The sequence below is a fragment of the Saccharomonospora glauca K62 genome, assembly GCF_000243395.2.
In the GTDB taxonomy this organism is placed as follows: domain Bacteria; phylum Actinomycetota; class Actinomycetes; order Mycobacteriales; family Pseudonocardiaceae; genus Saccharomonospora; species Saccharomonospora glauca.
The window spans coordinates 3,857,390-3,873,760 of sequence record NZ_CM001484.1; the positions used below are offsets into that span (position 1 = coordinate 3,857,390).

At 70.2% G+C, this 16,371-nt stretch carries 17 protein-coding genes; 12 read left to right on the forward strand and 5 right to left on the reverse strand.

Annotated features, from left to right (window positions below; genetic code table 11):
* Positions 1–95: 95 nt before the first annotated feature.
* Positions 96–731, forward strand: coding sequence for an excisionase family DNA-binding protein (locus SACGLDRAFT_RS22115; RefSeq protein ID WP_232283998.1), 636 nt, complete (start codon positions 96–98; stop codon positions 729–731).
* 37 nt (positions 732–768) lie between these two features.
* On the opposite strand, the gene SACGLDRAFT_RS17925 is transcribed toward SACGLDRAFT_RS22115, so the two are convergent.
* Together SACGLDRAFT_RS17925 and SACGLDRAFT_RS17930 are read right to left on the reverse strand one after the other, a co-directional pair.
* Complete coding sequence (locus SACGLDRAFT_RS17925) at positions 769–1,452, reverse strand: metal-dependent transcriptional regulator (protein WP_040919256.1); 684 nt, start codon at positions 1,450–1,452, stop codon at positions 769–771.
* Between the two features lie 21 nt (positions 1,453–1,473).
* Positions 1,474–1,905 carry a GNAT family N-acetyltransferase gene (locus SACGLDRAFT_RS17930; protein ID WP_005466345.1) on the reverse strand — a complete coding sequence of 144 codons (432 nt, stop codon included), beginning with the start codon at positions 1,903–1,905 and terminating at the stop codon, positions 1,474–1,476.
* 48 nt (positions 1,906–1,953) lie between these two features.
* Here SACGLDRAFT_RS17930 and SACGLDRAFT_RS17935 point away from each other — a divergent pair, with 48 nt between their 5' ends.
* Genes SACGLDRAFT_RS17935 through SACGLDRAFT_RS17950 form a run of 4 tightly spaced genes read left to right on the forward strand, consistent with a single transcriptional unit; the run spans position 1,954 to position 5,150 of the window.
* The gene (locus tag SACGLDRAFT_RS17935; RefSeq protein ID WP_005466346.1) at positions 1,954–2,709 is read left to right on the forward strand and encodes an enoyl-CoA hydratase/isomerase family protein; all 756 of its coding nucleotides are present in this window, start codon (positions 1,954–1,956) and stop codon (positions 2,707–2,709) included.
* Entirely contained in the window at positions 2,706–4,232 is a 1,527-nt protein-coding gene (locus SACGLDRAFT_RS17940) for an ATP-dependent acyl-CoA ligase (RefSeq protein WP_005466347.1), read from the forward strand. The genes SACGLDRAFT_RS17935 and SACGLDRAFT_RS17940 overlap by 4 nt, the downstream gene beginning before the upstream one ends.
* The gene (locus tag SACGLDRAFT_RS17945) at positions 4,223–4,831 is read left to right on the forward strand and encodes a TetR family transcriptional regulator (protein ID WP_005466348.1); all 609 of its coding nucleotides are present in this window, start codon (positions 4,223–4,225) and stop codon (positions 4,829–4,831) included. Before SACGLDRAFT_RS17940 ends, SACGLDRAFT_RS17945 begins: the two co-directional genes overlap by 10 nt.
* A complete protein-coding gene (locus SACGLDRAFT_RS17950) occupies positions 4,824–5,150 on the forward strand; it encodes a hypothetical protein (protein ID WP_005466349.1) in 327 nt (108 codons plus the stop codon). The genes SACGLDRAFT_RS17945 and SACGLDRAFT_RS17950 overlap by 8 nt, the downstream gene beginning before the upstream one ends.
* Before the next feature lie 101 nt (positions 5,151–5,251).
* On the opposite strand, the gene SACGLDRAFT_RS17955 is transcribed toward SACGLDRAFT_RS17950, so the two are convergent.
* Positions 5,252–6,421 carry an acyl-CoA dehydrogenase family protein gene (locus tag SACGLDRAFT_RS17955; protein WP_005466350.1) on the reverse strand — a complete coding sequence of 390 codons (1,170 nt, stop codon included), beginning with the start codon at positions 6,419–6,421 and terminating at the stop codon, positions 5,252–5,254.
* A 148-nt stretch (positions 6,422–6,569) separates the two neighbouring features.
* On the opposite strand from SACGLDRAFT_RS17955, the gene SACGLDRAFT_RS17960 reads away from it, so the two are divergent.
* A complete protein-coding gene (locus SACGLDRAFT_RS17960; protein ID WP_005466351.1) occupies positions 6,570–7,277 on the forward strand; it encodes a 4'-phosphopantetheinyl transferase family protein in 708 nt (235 codons plus the stop codon).
* 36 nt (positions 7,278–7,313) lie between these two features.
* Positions 7,314–8,465: an isochorismate synthase gene (locus tag SACGLDRAFT_RS17965; RefSeq protein WP_005466352.1), complete on the forward strand. Its 1,152-nt coding sequence runs from the start codon at positions 7,314–7,316 to the stop codon at positions 8,463–8,465.
* 90 nt (positions 8,466–8,555) lie between these two features.
* Here the strand turns inward: SACGLDRAFT_RS17965 and mihF are convergent, their stop codons facing one another.
* Complete coding sequence (gene mihF / locus SACGLDRAFT_RS17970; protein WP_005466353.1) at positions 8,556–8,867, reverse strand: integration host factor, actinobacterial type; 312 nt, start codon at positions 8,865–8,867, stop codon at positions 8,556–8,558.
* 288 nt (positions 8,868–9,155) lie between these two features.
* Here mihF and SACGLDRAFT_RS17975 point away from each other — a divergent pair, with 288 nt between their 5' ends.
* From SACGLDRAFT_RS17975 to SACGLDRAFT_RS17985, 3 genes are read left to right on the forward strand one after another with little or no spacing between them, the layout of a single operon-like run.
* Complete coding sequence (locus tag SACGLDRAFT_RS17975; RefSeq protein WP_005466354.1) at positions 9,156–10,778, forward strand: long-chain fatty acid--CoA ligase; 1,623 nt, start codon at positions 9,156–9,158, stop codon at positions 10,776–10,778.
* 49 nt (positions 10,779–10,827) lie between these two features.
* Positions 10,828–11,256 (forward strand): PaaI family thioesterase, encoded by a 429-nt coding sequence (locus tag SACGLDRAFT_RS17980; protein WP_005466355.1) that lies wholly within the window; start codon positions 10,828–10,830, stop codon positions 11,254–11,256.
* A 31-nt stretch (positions 11,257–11,287) separates the two neighbouring features.
* Positions 11,288–12,469 carry a C39 family peptidase gene (locus tag SACGLDRAFT_RS17985; protein WP_051036273.1) on the forward strand — a complete coding sequence of 394 codons (1,182 nt, stop codon included), beginning with the start codon at positions 11,288–11,290 and terminating at the stop codon, positions 12,467–12,469.
* A 54-nt stretch (positions 12,470–12,523) separates the two neighbouring features.
* Here the strand turns inward: SACGLDRAFT_RS17985 and SACGLDRAFT_RS17990 are convergent, their stop codons facing one another.
* Positions 12,524–14,137 carry an FAD-binding oxidoreductase gene (locus tag SACGLDRAFT_RS17990; protein ID WP_005466357.1) on the reverse strand — a complete coding sequence of 538 codons (1,614 nt, stop codon included), beginning with the start codon at positions 14,135–14,137 and terminating at the stop codon, positions 12,524–12,526.
* Positions 14,138–14,153: 16 nt separating this feature from the next.
* Here SACGLDRAFT_RS17990 and SACGLDRAFT_RS17995 point away from each other — a divergent pair, with 16 nt between their 5' ends.
* Positions 14,154–14,789 (forward strand): TetR/AcrR family transcriptional regulator, encoded by a 636-nt coding sequence (locus SACGLDRAFT_RS17995; RefSeq protein WP_005466359.1) that lies wholly within the window; start codon positions 14,154–14,156, stop codon positions 14,787–14,789.
* Positions 14,786–16,345 carry a glycerol-3-phosphate dehydrogenase/oxidase gene (locus SACGLDRAFT_RS18000; protein WP_005466360.1) on the forward strand — a complete coding sequence of 520 codons (1,560 nt, stop codon included), beginning with the start codon at positions 14,786–14,788 and terminating at the stop codon, positions 16,343–16,345. Before SACGLDRAFT_RS17995 ends, SACGLDRAFT_RS18000 begins: the two co-directional genes overlap by 4 nt.
* The last annotated feature ends 26 nt before the right edge of the window (positions 16,346–16,371 follow it).

Consider the following 16,371-nt stretch of genomic DNA (forward strand, 5'->3'; position numbering starts at 1 on the left):
GCGCTCCCGCCCCGCGGCGACGGTGACGGACGGAGCGCCCCACGGAATCCGTTGCACTTGTATCTGTAAGACATCGCGAAGTGCGAGGGACCACCATGCCTGCCAAGACCGGCGAGCGTGGCATGGTGCTGGCGAACGAACGTCAGTTGAATCAGGCCCGGCGGGTGGTCGAAGCGCTTCCGCACGCTCGGCAAAGCTTCACGGCCACCGCGCCGAGTGGCGAATCGATCCCGCTACCGCCGGAGCTGTCGGCAATCATGAGCAGAATCCTGCGTGCGATGGCCGGGGGCGGGACGATCACGGTCAGCGCGATGCCCGAAGAGCTGACGACCACGATGGCCGCCAAGCAACTGGGCGTGTCCCGACCGACCTTGATGAAGATGATCCGGGAGAGGGAGATCAAAGCGCGCAAGGTCGGCACCCACACCCGACTGCGCACCGCGGACGTGCTGAAGTTCCGGCGGCAACGTCGTGAGCGCCGGAGGCGGGCCTTCGCGGAGCTGCGTGCCCTCGAAGAGGAGGGCTGGGCCTCGGGGTCGAACGGGCTTTCCTCGGCTCCCCCGTCCTCTGGCCCGCGTCCATGCCGATCACTAGGGTGCTCGTCGACGCGAACGTTCTCTACTCGAAAACCCTGCTGGAGTGGCTGGCGCTTCTCTATCTGCGCCAGGAAGACGAAATTTACAGCGTCTACCGGACCGAGGACGTCCTTGCCGAGACCATCCATCGGCTGAGACGCCACCACCCGCACTGGAACGGCGGGAAACGGCGCTAACGAAGCGACACCGACAGGGCCTGGGCGATCTCCCTGCCGAGCGCGTGCGTGGTGTCGGACGGGGGCTGCCCCACCCGCACCACGATCGGACCGCCGAACGGCTGGCGTTCGAGGACCTCGATACGCTGCCCGAGCCCGATGGCGCGGTCCGACAGGTACCGCAGCAACTCGGGGTCGGTGTCCCACACCCGCACGATCTCCCCCACCGTGCCCGCGGGCAGATCCTCCAGCAGCTTCGTGGACACCTCCTCGACGGAGCCGTCCACCGCGGGGATCGGGTCGCCGTGCGGGTCGCGCACCGGGTTGCCGAGCTTCGCCGCGATGCGCTCGACGAGGCGGTCGGACACGACGTGTTCGAGCAGGTCGGCCTCGGCGTGGACCTCGTCCCACGTGTAGCCGAGCTCGGACACGAGGTATGCCTCGATGAGTCGGTGTCTCCGCAGCACCGACCGGGCGAGCAGCCGACCGTCGGGGGTCAGTTCGATCCCCCGGTACGGCACGTGCTCGACCAGTCCCTGCTGCGAAAGCTTCGTGACCATCCCCGAGGCCGAGGACGGGCTCACCGCCAACCGGGCGGCCAGCGACGTGTTCGTCACGTCCTCACCGCGTTCCTCCAGGCCGTAGATCGCCCGTAGGTAGTCCTCGATCGAGGCCGATCGACGGTTCGAGGCACCCACCATGCCTCCTACGATACGTACCGCTCAACCGCGCCAGCGATAGCGCACCCAGCCCGGCACGGGCTCGGCTCCGAGCTCCGCGTAGAACGCGGCGGCCTTCTCGTTGCCCTCCTGCATGTCCCACTCGACCCTGCCGTCGGTACGCGCCTTGAGCTCCTTCAGCAGCTGCGTGCCGAGACCGAGCCTGCGGTAGTCGGGCCGCACGAAGAGGTCGTCGAGCCAGATCCCCGGCTTGGCCTCCCACGTCGAGAAGTTCCACGAGCAAAACGCCATGCCCGCCGCCACGCCGTCCACCTCGGCGATGATCACCCACGCCTTCGGGTCGGGGCCGAATAGGTGCCGGGCCATGTCCGCCCGGTCGAGGACCAGGTCGTTCTTGCCCTCGTAACGAGCGTGTTCCTCGATCATCGAGCAGATGTCCTCGATGTCACCTTCCACAGCGTCTCGAATCGGCATGACGGAAACCCTATCGATCGATCGATCGTATGGCTAGGCTACGCAGCCATGGGGCGAGACGTTGCGACCGTGGACCTGGAGCTCGACGACCGCGTGGCGACGGTGTGGCTCAACCGGCCTCACCGCCTGAACGCGGTGACCCCCGAGCTCGTGGACGACCTGCTCGACGCGCTGGGCCGCGTCGCGGGTGACCGTGCCGTCGGGGCGGTGGTGCTGGCCGGCCGAGGCCGGGCCTTCTGCTCGGGGCACGACCTCAAACAGCCGCCGCCGGAACAGGAGTCCCGCACCCGGCTGGAGCGGCTACAGGAGGTCACCCGTGCGCTGCGGGACCTGCAGCAGCCCGTGGTGGGTGCCGTGCACGGCTACGCCATCGGCGCGGGCGCGGAGTTCGCGCTGGGCTGCGACCTCGTCGTGGCGGCCGACGACGCGGTGTTCGCGTTTCCCGAGGTGGGGCTGGGCCTGAGTGTCACGGGCGCCGCCTCGCGACTGCTGCCGCTGCTGGTGGGGCCGATGCGGGCCAAGGAGCTGATCATGTTGGGCGAGCGGATCGACGCGGCGACGGCGCACTCCATGGGGCTCGTCAACACGGTCGTCCCGGCGGCCGAGCTGGTGGAGCACGCCCAAGGCGTGGCGCGTTCGTTGGCGGGCAAGCCCGCGTCGGCGCTGGCTCTGGCGAAGCGCGCGATCGACCGCGGCCTCGACTCCACCGTGGAGGCCGCACTGGAACTGGAGGTCAGCCACGCGCTGATCACCGAGCACACCCCCGAGGTAGCCGCGTCGAAGCAGGAGTTCGAGAACCGGTGAGCGACGATCTGATCAGCCTGATGCGCCACGCCGCGAAGGCGTGGCCGGAGAAGGCCGCCTGGGTGTTCGACGCGACGGGCGAGCGCCTGACGTTCGCCGACGTCGCCGACCGCACCGACTCGGTCGCGGCCTCGTTGCACGCGCTCGGCGTGCGGCGAGGTGACCGCGTGGCCGTGATGCTCGACAACCGACCCGAGTTCCCGCTGCTGTGGTTGGCTCTGGCCCGGCTCGGCGCGGTACTCGTGCCGGTCAACATCAATTACCGGGAGCTCGACGGCGAACACGTCCTGGCGCACTCGGGCGCTCGCTTCGCCGTCGCGGGTGAGCAGTTCGTGGAGCTGCTGCGCACCATCGCGCCGAGGACGTCGGTGGAGCGGGTGTTGACGCCGTCCGAACTGCCCGACGGCGGCGAGCTTCCCCCATACGCGCTCGTGCCCGAGTCGCCCACCAACATCCAGTACACCTCCGGCACCACGGGAGCCCCGAAGGGGTGCGTGCTGCCGCATCGCTACTGGACCACGCTCGCCCACGGACTCGTCTCGCACTTCCCCAACATCTCCGCCGACGACACGATCCTCACCGCGCAGCCGTTCCACTACATCGATCCTCAGTGGAATGTCGCCTTGGGACTGGCCTCCGGCGCCACCCTCGTGGTGCTCGACCGGTTCCATCCCTCGACGTTCTGGCAGAAGGTGCGGGAGCACGGCGTCACGTGGTTCTACTGTCTGGGCCTCATGCCCACGCTGCTGCTGCGCATGCCGCCCTCGGAGGCCGACCGAGACCATCGCGTGCGGGCCGTCAGCGCGTCGGCCATTCCCAAGGACCTGCACGCTGAGCTCGAACGCCGCTGGGGCGCGCCGTGGTTCGAGGCGTTCGGCATGACCGAGACGGGCGGCGACATCCGCATGTACCCGGAGGACCACGACGAGTGCGTCGGCACCGGATGCCTCGGCCGCCCCGCGCCCGGCCGCGAGGTGATGATCGCCGACGACCGGGGGCGCCCGCTCCCGCGTGGTGAGGAGGGCGAGCTGCTGGTGCGCGGGGTGGGGCTCATGCACGGCTACCACGACGACCCCGAGGCCACGGCGAAGGCCTTCCGCGGCGGCTGGTTCCGGACGGGTGACGTGGCCCGGATGGACGAGCAGGGCCGCGTGTTCTACATCGGCAGGACCAAGGACATGATCCGCCGCAGTGGCGAGAACATCGTCGCCGACGAGGTCGAGCGCGCGTTGCTGCTGCACCCGAGCGTCCGCACCGCCGCCGTGCTGGGCGTGCCCGACGAGTTGCGCGGCGAGGAGGTGAAGGCCCTCGTGGTGCTCGCCGACGGCCACGACGTCACGCCCGACGAGCTGGCCGAACACTGCGGCACGAAGCTCGCCTACTTCAAGGTGCCGCGGTACTGGGCCTTCGTCGACTCGCTGCCGCTCACCGCGTCGGAGCGCGTGGCCAAGGGCGAGCTCCGCAAGGCCGGTGCCGCCACCCCCGAAGACTCCTACGACCGGGTGGAGCAGCGGTGGCGTTAGACACGCGCGAGCGGGTTCGCAGGGCCGCCGTGAAGCTGTTCGCGACCAAGGGCTTCCACGGCACGGGCATCCGCGACCTCGCCCAGGAGTCGAATCTGTCGACGGCGAGTCTGTACCACTACATGGGCTCCAAGGAGGAGCTGCTCGCCGACATCATGCGCGACTGCCTGCGAACGTTGCTCGACTCCGCGGAAGCCGAGCTGACCGGGCTCACCGACCCCGCCGAGCGCCTGCGCAGGCTGGTGAAACTGCACGTCAGAGCCCATGCGCGCAAGCCGAGGGAGACGCGCATCGTGGACCATGAGCTGCACGTGCTGGCCCCCACCACCCGTCGGTCGATCGTGGAGCTGCGCGACGCCTACGAACGGCTCTGGGCCGACGCCGTGGGCGACGGCGTGGCGTCCGGGGTGTTCACCACGGCACATCCCGGCGTGACCCGGATCGCGTTGCTGGAGATGTGCAACGGCGTCGCGCGGTGGTATTCGGCGCGCGGTTCGTTGTCGCTCGACGACCTCGCCACGCACTACGCCGAGGTGGCGCTACGGGCCGTCGGAGCTTGCCCGCAGCGCTCGGCTGAGGGACAGTCGAGGGGTGAGTGAGGAAACCATCCAGCTGGAACTCAACGATGCCGGTGTCTCCCCGAAGCTGCCCCAGCCTTCGGACCCGCGCGACCGGATCCAGGACGTGCCCTACCGACCGGTGGAGTTCCGCGACGACGATCTCTCCGCCGCGTTGGAGCGCTGCGCCGGTTGGCTCCGGCAGGCCCAACAGTGGCTCGGGGAGCCGGTGGACGTACTCGCCGTCCACCTCGACTACGACGAACGTGACGGCTACCCGTACTACGACCTGAAGCTGCTGTGCAACGAGGAGGACCTGGCCGGCGTGCCGGTCGCTCTCCGGGAACGGGCCGCGAGGTAGTCACCGAGCACCACAATCGAACAGCGACGCGAAAGAAGTGACACGGACGCCGTGGGGCGCGTAGCACCCACGCTCCACGGCGTCCCCGTGGTCGGTGCGCGTCAGCCCAGGACGCCGCCCACCTTCACGTGTCCCTTGAGCAGGTTGCGGGCGATGGTGCGCCGCTGGATCTCGTCGGTGCCCTCGTAGATGCGCAGCAGACGCAGCTCGCGATACCAGCGCTCGATCGGCAGCTCCCTGGTGTAGCCCATGCCGCCGTGGATCTGCAGCACGCGGTCCACGATCTCGTTGGCCTTCTGACCTCCGTACAGCTTCGCCATCGACTGCGCGTGGCGGGAGTCCATGCCCTTGTCGACCTGCCACGCGGCGTGAAGCACCAGCCAGCGCAGTGCCTCGATCTCCACCCCCGAGTCCGCGATCATCCACTGGATCGCCTGCCGCTCGGCGAGAGGAGCGCCGAAGGTCTCGCGGGTGTTGGCGTGCTCGATGGCCATCGACAGCAGCCGTTCACACGCGCCGATGGCTCGGGCGGGCAGCAGGTAGCGGCCCCGGCCGATCCACTGCATGGCCAGCGCGAAGCCCTGGCCCACCTCGCCGAGGACCTGCCCCTCGGGAACGCGCACGTCCTCGAAGATCAACGAGGCGGGGCCCCACTCGCCCATCGTGTCGATGTACTCCGACCGCCAACCCATGTCGCGGTCGACGAGGAAGCACGTCACGCCGCCGTTCGCGCCCTTCTCGGGGTCGGTGACGGCGAAGACCATGGCGAAATCGGCCTCGTTACCGCCGGTGATGAAGGTCTTCTCCCCGTTGATCACCCAGTCGGAGCCGTCCCGGCGCGCGGTGGTGCGGATGGCCTTGGCGTCGGAGCCCGCACCGGGTTCGGTGATGGCGAAGCAGGACTTGCGCTTGCCCTCGATGGTGGGCAGCAGGTAGCGCTCCTTCTGCTCGTCGTTGGCGTGGAAGAGGATGTTGTCCGCGGCCCCGCCGAAGCTGAACGGGACGAACGTGCGGCCCAGTTCGGCTTCCAACAGCGCCGTCATGACGGCCGACAGCCCCATGCCGCCGTACTCGGGCGGGGTCTGCACTCCCCAGAACCCGGACTTCTTCGCCTTCAGCCGGAGTTCGGTCAGCTCGTCGTCGGTGAGGCCGGGTTGATGGGCCCGCTCCCGGCGCAGCACCTCCTGTTCGAGAGGAACGAGCTCTCGCTGGACGAACGTCCGGACCCAGTCCCGGATCTGGCGTTCCTCGTCACTGAGGCTGAAATCCATCGGCTCACGCTCCTAGACGGCGTCGTCATGCTGACTAAGCGATTGCTTAGTGGAACGGTAGCGCAAGAACCGCCTTGGCGGCAGCCCCGGCAGCGCCTAGATTGAGTCCGGCCGGACCAACACGGGGCGTGAGGGGGCCTGCAGACACATGACCGACTGTGCCGTGTGGTGGGCGGAGCCGATCACCGCGACACCGACCGCGCTGGCCCTGCTCGACTCCGCCGAGCGCCAGCGCTACGAGGCCTACCGCCGGCCGGAGGACCAACGCCGGTTCCTCACGGGACGAGTACTCGCCAAGACCGTGGCGGCTTCGCGGCTCGACCGTCGTCCCGAGGAGATCCGTTTCGACGCCACCTGCGAGGACTGCGGCAAGCAACACGGCCCCGTGCGCGTCCCCGGTGCCGCGCTCCAGCTCTCCATCTCCCACGCGGGCGACCGCGTGGGGGTGGCCGCCACCTCGGGCGCCCCGGTGGGACTCGACGTGGAGGCCACGCGACGCGACGCCGACGACTCGTTAATCTCCTACGCCCTCACCGAGACCGAACAAGCGAGCCTGCCCTCGGACCCCAAGGGCCGCGCCCAGGCGTTCTTCGTCTTCTGGACCCGCAAGGAAGCGCTCATGAAGGCCACGGGGCGCGGCCTGCGCATTCCCCTGCGCTCGCTGACCCTCTCCGGCGCCGACGAGCCCGCCCGGCTGCTCGCCGCGCAGGACGGCTCCCTGTCCCCCGCCACCACCCGCATGACCGATCTCGACCCCGGTCACGGTTACCGGGCGGCCGTGGCGGTCATTACGTCGGAGGAGATCGACGTCACCGAGTCCTGGTGGACGCCCGAGGCCGGACTCGGCGGACAATAGGAACGAACAGCGGCGACCGCGGAAAGGGGGCCGGACGTGACCGGGCGAGGCCCTCTGGAACTCCTTGCGAACTACCGGCGCGGGGACTTCTTCCTGGCCACGGCGGAGCGCACCCTCCTGGGCCGGGGCGTCCACACCGCGGTGTGCGACGCCGACGAGTTCGCTCTCGCCGAGCGCGTGCGGACGACGTTACGCACCGCCGCCCCCGACCACCCTCCCATCGCGGTGGGCGCGTTGCCGTTCCACAGCGACACCGCCACTCCCGGTTACGTCGTCGTCCCGGCGGAAGCCCACCTCGCCGGCGCCGCCCACCCGCGGGCCGCGTGGCTGCCCCGGCGGAAGGTGCGAACCCCCGTCGCGATCCGGCCCGTACCCGAACCGACGCGACACCTGGAGGCCGTCGCCTCGGCCGTCACGGCGCTGGAGGAGCGCAAGCTGCGCAAAGTGGTACTGGCCCGCGCCCTCGACGTCGAGTTCGACGCTCCCACGCAGCCCGAGGAGATCCTGCACAACCTCGTCGCGGACAACGAGCGCGGCTACACCTTCGCCGCCGCGCTGCCGGGCGGCGGCACGCTGCTCGGTTCCAGCCCCGAGCTGTTGCTGTCCCGACGCGGGGGGACCGTGGTGTCGCACCCCCACGCGGGGTCGGCACCCAGATCGGCCGACCCCACCACCGACGCGAAGCACGCGCAGGCTCTGATGTCGTCCCGGAAAGACCACCTCGAACACGCGGTGCTCACCGAGGCCGTCGTCGAGACCCTACGGCCGTACTGCCGGAGGATGACGGTGCCGTCCCGCCCCACGTTGGTGTCCACGCCCACCATGTGGCACCTCGGCACCACCATCACGGGGGAACTGTCGGACCCCGACGTCACCGCACTGCACCTCGCCGTCGCCCTGCACCCGACTCCCGCCATCTGTGGCACGCCGACGCCGTCGGCGCGACAGCTCGTCACCGAGTTGGAGGAGTTCGACCGCGGCTACTACGCGGGCGCGGTCGGCTGGGTGGATGCGAAGGGCGACGGCGAGTGGACCGTGTCGATCCGGTGCGCCGAGGTGGCGGCGCAGTCGCTACGGCTGTACGCGGGCGGCGGGATCGTGCCGGAATCCGATCCGAAAGCGGAACTGGAGGAAACGACGGCCAAGTTCGCGACGTTGTTGCGCGCGATGGGCCTGCCCCAGGAGTGATGCCGACCGAACGGAGGGTCGGCGCCCGATCTTCTCGCCTCGCCGTCGAGGCGTCGTTCGCGTGCCGAGGGTGATCACACCCTCAGCACGTCACTTCAGAGCGTTGATGAGGGTTTCCCGCTGACGATCGCCCAGACCGGCAGCCCTGCGGTCGGGGTCGATGCCCGCCTGCTCCATCAGCGCCGCGACCTTCACCTGGCCGAGGCCCGGCACGGCCTTGAGCAGTTGCACCACCTTCGTCTTGCCGACGGTCCTGTCTTCTTTGGCCCGGTTGAGCACCGATTCGATGCTCTCCTTGCCCGACTTGATGTTGGCCAGCAGCTCGGACCGCGCCTTCCTGGCTTCGGCGGCCTTGGCGAGCGCCTCGGCCCGTTGCTCCGGGGTCAAGGTGGGAAGAGGCAACGTAGTGATCCTTTCGTGCTTTGTCGAACACCGCGTACGCGCGGCGACGGGACCCGACCGGGCCACGCCGTCTCGCGGGGCCGTCGAGGTCCTGGGCCTCAGTAAACGCCAAGTACGACGGGGACGCGAAATCGACACGCGAGGTTTCCCCGACCGGGCCATTCCCTGCTCACGTGCGGTGTCGAACCGGCGACGAGGAGCACCGTTGGGCGCTGCGCACAAGCCTCGAACGTGCGATGCGCACTACAGTCGCCTCAACCTGGACCTCGATCTTCGGTGGGAGGCTCAATGTTGAGCACGATGCAGGACGACCAATTGTCGTTGGCTCACCTGCTGCAGTACGGCGCACGCATGCACGGTGACACCGAGGTGGCCACCTGGACCGGCAGCGGTTCGAGGAGGACGACGTTCGGCCAGGTCGCCAAGCGAGCGGCGCAACTCGCCCACGCGCTGCGCGAACTCGGCGTCACCGACGACCAGCGCGTCGGCACGTTCATGTGGAACAACGCCGAACACCTGGAGTGCTACCTGGCCGTGCCGGCGATGGGCGCGGTGTTGCACACCCTCAACATCCGGCTGTTCCCGGAGCAGCTGACCTACGTGGCCAACCACGCGGAGGACCACGTCGTCGTGGTGGACGGCTCGCTCCTGCCGCTGTTCGCCAAGCAGCTCCCCGAGATGAAGACCGTCAGGCACGTGATCGTGGCGAACGGGGACGCCGCCGCGCTGGAGGCCCCCTCGGGCGTCACCGTGCACTCCTACGAGGAACTGCTGGCGGGCAGGCCGGAGACCTTCGACTGGCCGGAGATCGACGAGCGTTCCGCCGCGGCCATGTGCTACACCTCCGGCACCACCGGCGACCCCAAGGGCGTCGTCTACTCCCACCGCTCGATCTGGCTGCACTCCATGCAGATCTGCATGACCGACATGATGCGCCTGACCGACTCGGACAGGGCGCTCGTCATCGTGCCGATGTTCCACGCGATGTCGTGGGGCATGCCGTACGCGGCGTTCATGATCGGAACGTCGATGGTGCTGCCCGACCGGTTCCTGCAGCCGGCGCCGATCGCGGAGATCCTCGCCGCGGAGAAGCCGACGTTCGCGGGCGCGGTGCCCACGATCTGGCAGGGGCTGCTCCAGCACCTCGACGCCAACCCCCAGGACATCTCGCACCTGCGTGAGGTCGTGGTGGGTGGCTCGGCCGCCCCGCCGGCGATGATGCACGCGTTCGAGGAACGCTATAACGTGTCCGTGCTCCACGCGTGGGGCATGACCGAGACCTCGCCGATGGGCAGCGTGGCCCGGCCCCCGTCCGGGGCGACGGGCGAGGAGGCCTGGCGCTACCGCTACACGCAGGGCCGTTTCCCCGCGCTCGTCAAGGCTCGGCTCGTGGACGACGAGGGCAACGAGGTGCCGTGGGACGGGAAGAGCGTCGGCGAACTCGAGGTGAAGGGACCGTGGATCACGGGCTCCTACTACGGCGGGGCCGACCCCGACAAGTTCCACGACGGCTGGCTGCGCACCGGAGACGTCGGCCGGATCACCCCGGACGGCTACCTGACGCTGACGGACCGGGCCAAGGACGTCATCAAGTCCGGCGGCGAGTGGATCTCCTCGGTGGACCTGGAGAACGCGGTGATGGGGCACCCGGCGGTAGCCGAGGCCGCGGTGATCGGCGTGCCGGACGAGAAATGGGGCGAGCGGCCGCTCGTCGCCGTCGTCGTACGGGAAGGCGAGCAGGTGACGGCGGAGGAACTGCGGGAATTCCTCCGGGACAAGGTCGCCAAGTGGCAGCTTCCCGAGAACTGGACGTTCGTGAGCGAGGTGCCGAAGACCAGCGTCGGCAAGTTCGACAAGAAGCGGCTCCGGGCCGCCCACGCCGAGGGCAAGCTGGACGTCGCCCACCTCTAGGCCACGGCGTGGCTGGACGATCACCGCTCGGTACGGCAGGGTTACGCGAATGGACACGGTATCGGCCGCCGGCCTCGACGACGAGGGCACGGCTTTGTTCCACCGCACCATGCCGTTCACCGAGCGGTTGGGCATCGAGGTGTTGCGGCACTCCCGCGAACTCGTCGTGGCCCGGCTCGCGCACGACGCAAGCCTCTGCACCCTGGGCGGCGCACTCCACGGCGGCGTGCTGATGTCGCTGGCCGACTCGGCCGCCGCCGTGTGCGCGTTCCTCAACCTGCCCGAGGGTGCGCAGGGCACCACCACCATCGAGTCGAAGACGAACTTCCTCCGCCCCGTGCGTGGCGGGCACGCCACTGCCTCGGCAAGACCTCTGCACGCCGGTGGTCGGGTGATCGTGGTGGAGACCGAGGTTCGCGACGACGAGGGGCACCTGGTCGCCAAGGTCAGCCAGAGCCAGGCGGTGCTGCGAGCTTGAGGCCGCTCCGCTCGGCCGTATGGTGAGTGGTGTGGACATCGACTACCACTCCTGGAGCGGTGAGGCGGACTTCCGCGGCGGTGAGTCGTCGGGCATCGAGGTGACGGGCGCGGGACTGCGCGTCGGGTCGATCACCGGGGTGGGGGACGGCGGCGAGTACGCGTGGTGGACCTCGCCGGAGCACGAGCTGCCTTTCACCGCCGACGACCTCGTCGTCTCGTGGAACGCGGTGACCCCTCCGGGGACGTGGCTGACCGTCGAGGCGCAGGCACGCACCGACTCGGGACAACAGACCCCGTGGTATTCGATGGGACGTTGGTCGTTCGACGAGACCGACATGCGGCGGACGTCGGTGTCCGGGCAACGCGACGAGCTGGCCCGCGTGGAGGTCGACCGGCTCGTGACCGCCGACGGCGTGCGGCTGCGGGGTTATCGGGTCAGGGTGACCCTGGGGCGTGCGGAGGGAACCGAGGCCACCCCGACACTGACCGCGGTGGGAGCTGTGGCGTCGACTGTGGACGATCGCACCGAGGTTCCCACGTCCCCGCCGGGTCCGGGGCTCGGCATCGAACTCCCCGTTCCTCGCTACGCCCAGTACGTCCACAGAGGTCACTTCCCGGAGTACGGCGGCGGTGGCGAGGGCTGGTGCTCCCCGGCGTCCACGGAAATGGTGGTCGAGTACTGGGGCGCGGGGCCGACGAAGACGGAACTCGCGTGGATTCCCCGCGAGCACCCGGACCGCACCGTGGTGTACGCCGCCCGCCACACCTTCGACCACGCCTACGGCGGTACGGGGAACTGGCCGTTCAACGTCGCCTACGCGTCGCAGTACGGGCTACGCGGGCGAGTGACCCGGCTGGCGTCGTTGCGGGACGTCGAGCACCACATCGCCCACGGAATTCCCGTGATCGCCTCCGTCTCCTTCACCTCCGGTGAGCTGACCGGAGCCGACTACGACACCGCGGGGCACCTGCTGGTGATAGTCGGGTTCACCGACACCGGTGACGTCATCGCCCACGACCCGGCCGCCGAGACCGCGGCCGCGGTGCGACGGGTGTATCCCCGAGGGGAGTTCGAGACCGTCTGGCGACGCGGCAGACGCCGAAACGCCGACGGCGACCTCGTCGACACCAACGCGGGTGTGGTGTACCTCATCGCGCCGGCCGGGAAGCCGCTGCCGTCGATCGGCCGACACGCGTACGCAGACCGCTGACACGCGTACGTAAGCTGCGGACACGCGTGCACAGACTGCGGACACGGTGGCGGATTACAGGCCGAGTTTGCCGGGGTTCAGGATTCCCATCGGGTCGGTGGCGTGTTTGGCCGCCGCCAGCACCGACATGCCCACGTCACCGATCTCAGCACGCAGGTACGGCGCGTGGTCCGTGCCCACGGCGTGATGGTGGGTGATGGTGCCGCGACCGTCCTCGCTGATCGCCTCGCTCGCCGCCCGCTTGGCGCGTTCCCACTGGCCGAACGGGTCGTGCGGGTCGCGCGCGGCGAGCACCGTGAAGTACAGCGAGGCACCGGTCTCGTAGGCGTGCGAGACGTGGCACATCACCACCGGGCGGTCGAGCGCGTCGTACAGGGCCTCGCGCACCTTGTCGTAGAGCTCGCCCAACCGTGACCAGTGCGTGGCCGTTTCCAACGTCTCCACGCACACCCCGAGATCGAGCAGCGCGTCGCGCTGGCGGGGGCCGGAGAAGCGACCGTGTCGCCAGGCCTCCCCCGGTGCCTTCCCGAGTGGGACGGCACCCGCCGCCTTCAACAACCTCAGTGCCCGCGCCCGCTGTGGGGCGGCTCCGAGCCAGCCGAGGATCAGCAGACACGGCTCGTGGACCCCGCGAACGGCGAGATAGCGGCGTAGGGCTTTTGCCGCGAACCCACCCTTGAGCGCGAGCGTCACCTCCGTCTCGTCGACATCGGACACCCGCGTGACGTCGGCCAACAGCCCGTGCTGCGCCAGCACGCGCACGACCTCGGTGGCGTGCCGCCAGCCCCGGAGGACGAAGCCCTCGTAGCGTTCCCGCTCCGGCAGCGGCCTCACCCGCACGGTGACCTCGGTGATGATTCCGAGCACCCCCTCGCTACCGACGGCCAGCGCCCGCAGGTTCGGTCCGGCCGCCGAGGCCGGTGCCACGCCGAGACGCCACGGCCCCGAGGGCGTCGCCAGCCGGACTCCCTGCACCATGTCTTCGAACCGGCCGTATCCCGACGACGCCTGCCCCGCCGAACGCGTCGCGGCGAAGCCCCCGAGCGTGGCCCGCTCGAACGACTGCGGCACGTGGCCCAGGGTGAGACCGTGCGCGGCGAGGAGACGCTGCGCGTCGGGGCCTCGGACCCCGGCTTGGAACACGGCCAACCGCGAGGTCGGATCGACGGAGACGAGCCGGTCGAGCCTTGCGAGATCCACCACGATCACCGCGGCCTTGTCCCCTCGCAGCGCGGTCACCCCACCGACGACGGACGTGCCTCCGCCGAACGGCACCACCCCGACGTCGTGGGCCACGCACGCGTCCACCACCCGCTGCACCTCGTCGGGGTCACCGGGCAGCACCACGGCGTCGGGCACGGCGAGGCCGTCGGGATGGCGGCGGCGCAGCAGGTCGAGATAGGACATGCCACCCGCCCGGCCGAGTCGCTCCCGCTCGTTCTCCAGCACGTGTTCGGCACCGACCGCCTCGACGAGGGCGGCGCGAGCCGCGTCCGACAGCCGCGACGGCGGAACGGCGTAGGCGGACTCGGGCGCGACGGGGGCGGAGGGCGACAACGGTCCGATGCGGTGGGCGAGCCACCGCACCGCGTGGGGCGGCAACGCGGCGGCCTTCCCCGCCTCCGGGGTCCAGGAGGTGCGAAGTCGATGGTCGACGACGTCGTTCACGGCTAGAGTGTGACACATGGAGCTTGAACGTCACAGCCCCGTGCGGACGGGTGCGATCGAGGAGGTGGCCGAGCGCGCCACCACCCGAGTACCCGACGACGTGCTCCTCGACGCGGCACGGACCTGCGTGCTGGCGGACGGCGTCCGCCGCACCACGCTCACCGACATCGCGCGAACGGCGGGCGTGAGCCGCATGACCCTCTACCGGCGTTACTCGGACGTCCGCAGCGTTCTCGCCGCCCTCATGACCCGCGAGTTCGGCGCCCTGCTCCACCGGGTCGGCACCGGCATCGACGCCACGCGGCCCGCTCGGGCGCGGCTCGTGGAGCTGGCCGTGTCGGCCGTGCGCGCGCTCAACGCCGATCCGCTGCTGCGCACCGTGCTCGACCGCGACGCCGAACTGCTGCTGCCCTACGTCACCGAGAGGCTGGGCAGCACCCAACGACTCGCCGAACGGGTGGTGAGCGAGCTCCTTATCGAGGGCCACGCCGACGGGTCCGTTCGCCGCGGCGCGCCGGACGCGCAGGCCAGGGCTCTGCTGCTGACCGTGCAGTCGTTCGTGCTCTCGTGGCGTCCCGCCACCCGCGACGTCCGCAGCGAGGCCCTGCTCTCCGAACTACGACACCTACTCGACGAAAGCCTGAAACCATGACGGGAACGAACGTGATCCACGCTTCCTTGACCGCACGGAGGCGCGCACGGGAACTCGACGCGCTCGCGTCGGGGGAACGGGTCGACGTGATCGTGGTGGGCGGCGGGGTGACCGGCGCGGGAGTCGCGCTGGACGCGGCCTCGCGCGGCCTGTCGGTGGCGCTGGTGGAGGCCCACGACCTCGCGTTCGGGACCTCCCGGTTCTCCAGCAAACTCGTCCACGGCGGACTCCGGTACCTCGCGCACGGGCACGTCGGCCTGGCCAGGGAGAGCGCGGTCGAACGCGACATCCTCATGCGCCGCACCGCCGTCCACCTCACCCGGCCGATGGCCCAGCTCTTCCCCCGCTACGCCGACACCCCGTCGCGCGACTACGCGCTCACCGCCGCCGGTCTCACGGCGGGCGATGCGTTGCGCCGGCTCGCCCGCACTCCGTCGTCGCTGCTGCCCCGTCCCCGCACGGTGCCCGCCGCGCAGGCTCTCACGCTCGTCCCGGCACTGCGAGAAGCCGGCCTTCGCGGTGGGCTGCTCGCCTTCGACGGCGCCCTCACCGACGACGCGCGTCTCGTGGTGGCACTCGCCCGGACGGCCGCGGGGCTCGGCGCCCGTGTCCTCACGCGAGTGCGGGCCCTGGAGTTGTCCGCCGAGCGCGTGCGTGCCCGCGACGAGTTGACCGGCGAGACCGTCGAACTACGAGGGCGGCAGGTGATCAACGCCGCGGGCGTGTGGTCGGGGGAGTTGGTCCCGAGCGTGCGGTTACGTCCCTCTCGTGGCTCGCACCTCGTGCTGGACGCCCGGAGCGTCGGGCTCGGCGAGACGGCGCTCATGGTCCCGGTGCCCGGAGAGCTGAACCGGTTCGTCTTCCTGCTCCCCCAACCGGGTGGGAGGGTCTACCTCGGTCTGACCGACGAACCCCTCGACGGCAGGCCCACCGACGTCACCGAGGTGCCGGAGTCGGACGTGGACTTCCTGCTCGACGTGGCGTCGCGCGTGCTGGCCCGCCCCCTCACCCGCGACGACGTACTGGGCTCCTTCGCGGGGCTGCGGCCGCTGCTCGACAATCCCGGCGACAGGACCGCCGACCTGTCCCGCGAACACGCCGTGCTCACCGATCCCGCCACCGGAGTCGTCACGGTCGTGGGCGGCAAGCTCACCACCTATCGGGTGATGGCGCGGGACGCCGTCGACCGCGCCGTCTCGCGGGCGGGCCTCCGGGCGCCCGAGTCGCGCACGGCGCGGCTTCCGCTCGTCGGGTCCGCGAAGCGAACCAATCTGGCCACTGTGGACGCGCCACGTCGGTTGGTCGGCAAGTACGGAAGTGAGGCCCCTCGGGTGGCCGCGCTCGGTGAGGTCGATCCCGAGCTGGCGCGACCGCTGTTCCCCGGATGTCCCGTCACGGCGGCCGAGGTCGTGTGGGCGGTGCGCCACGAGGGAGCCCTCGACGCCGACGACGTGCTCCATCGTCGGACTCGGCTCGGGCTGGTCCCCGAAGAGGCGGAAGCGGCCCGCCCCATCGTGTCCGACCTGGTCGAACGGTCGTTGGAAGGGCTCACCTGACGTATGCTCACCCCCGTCGCGACCGC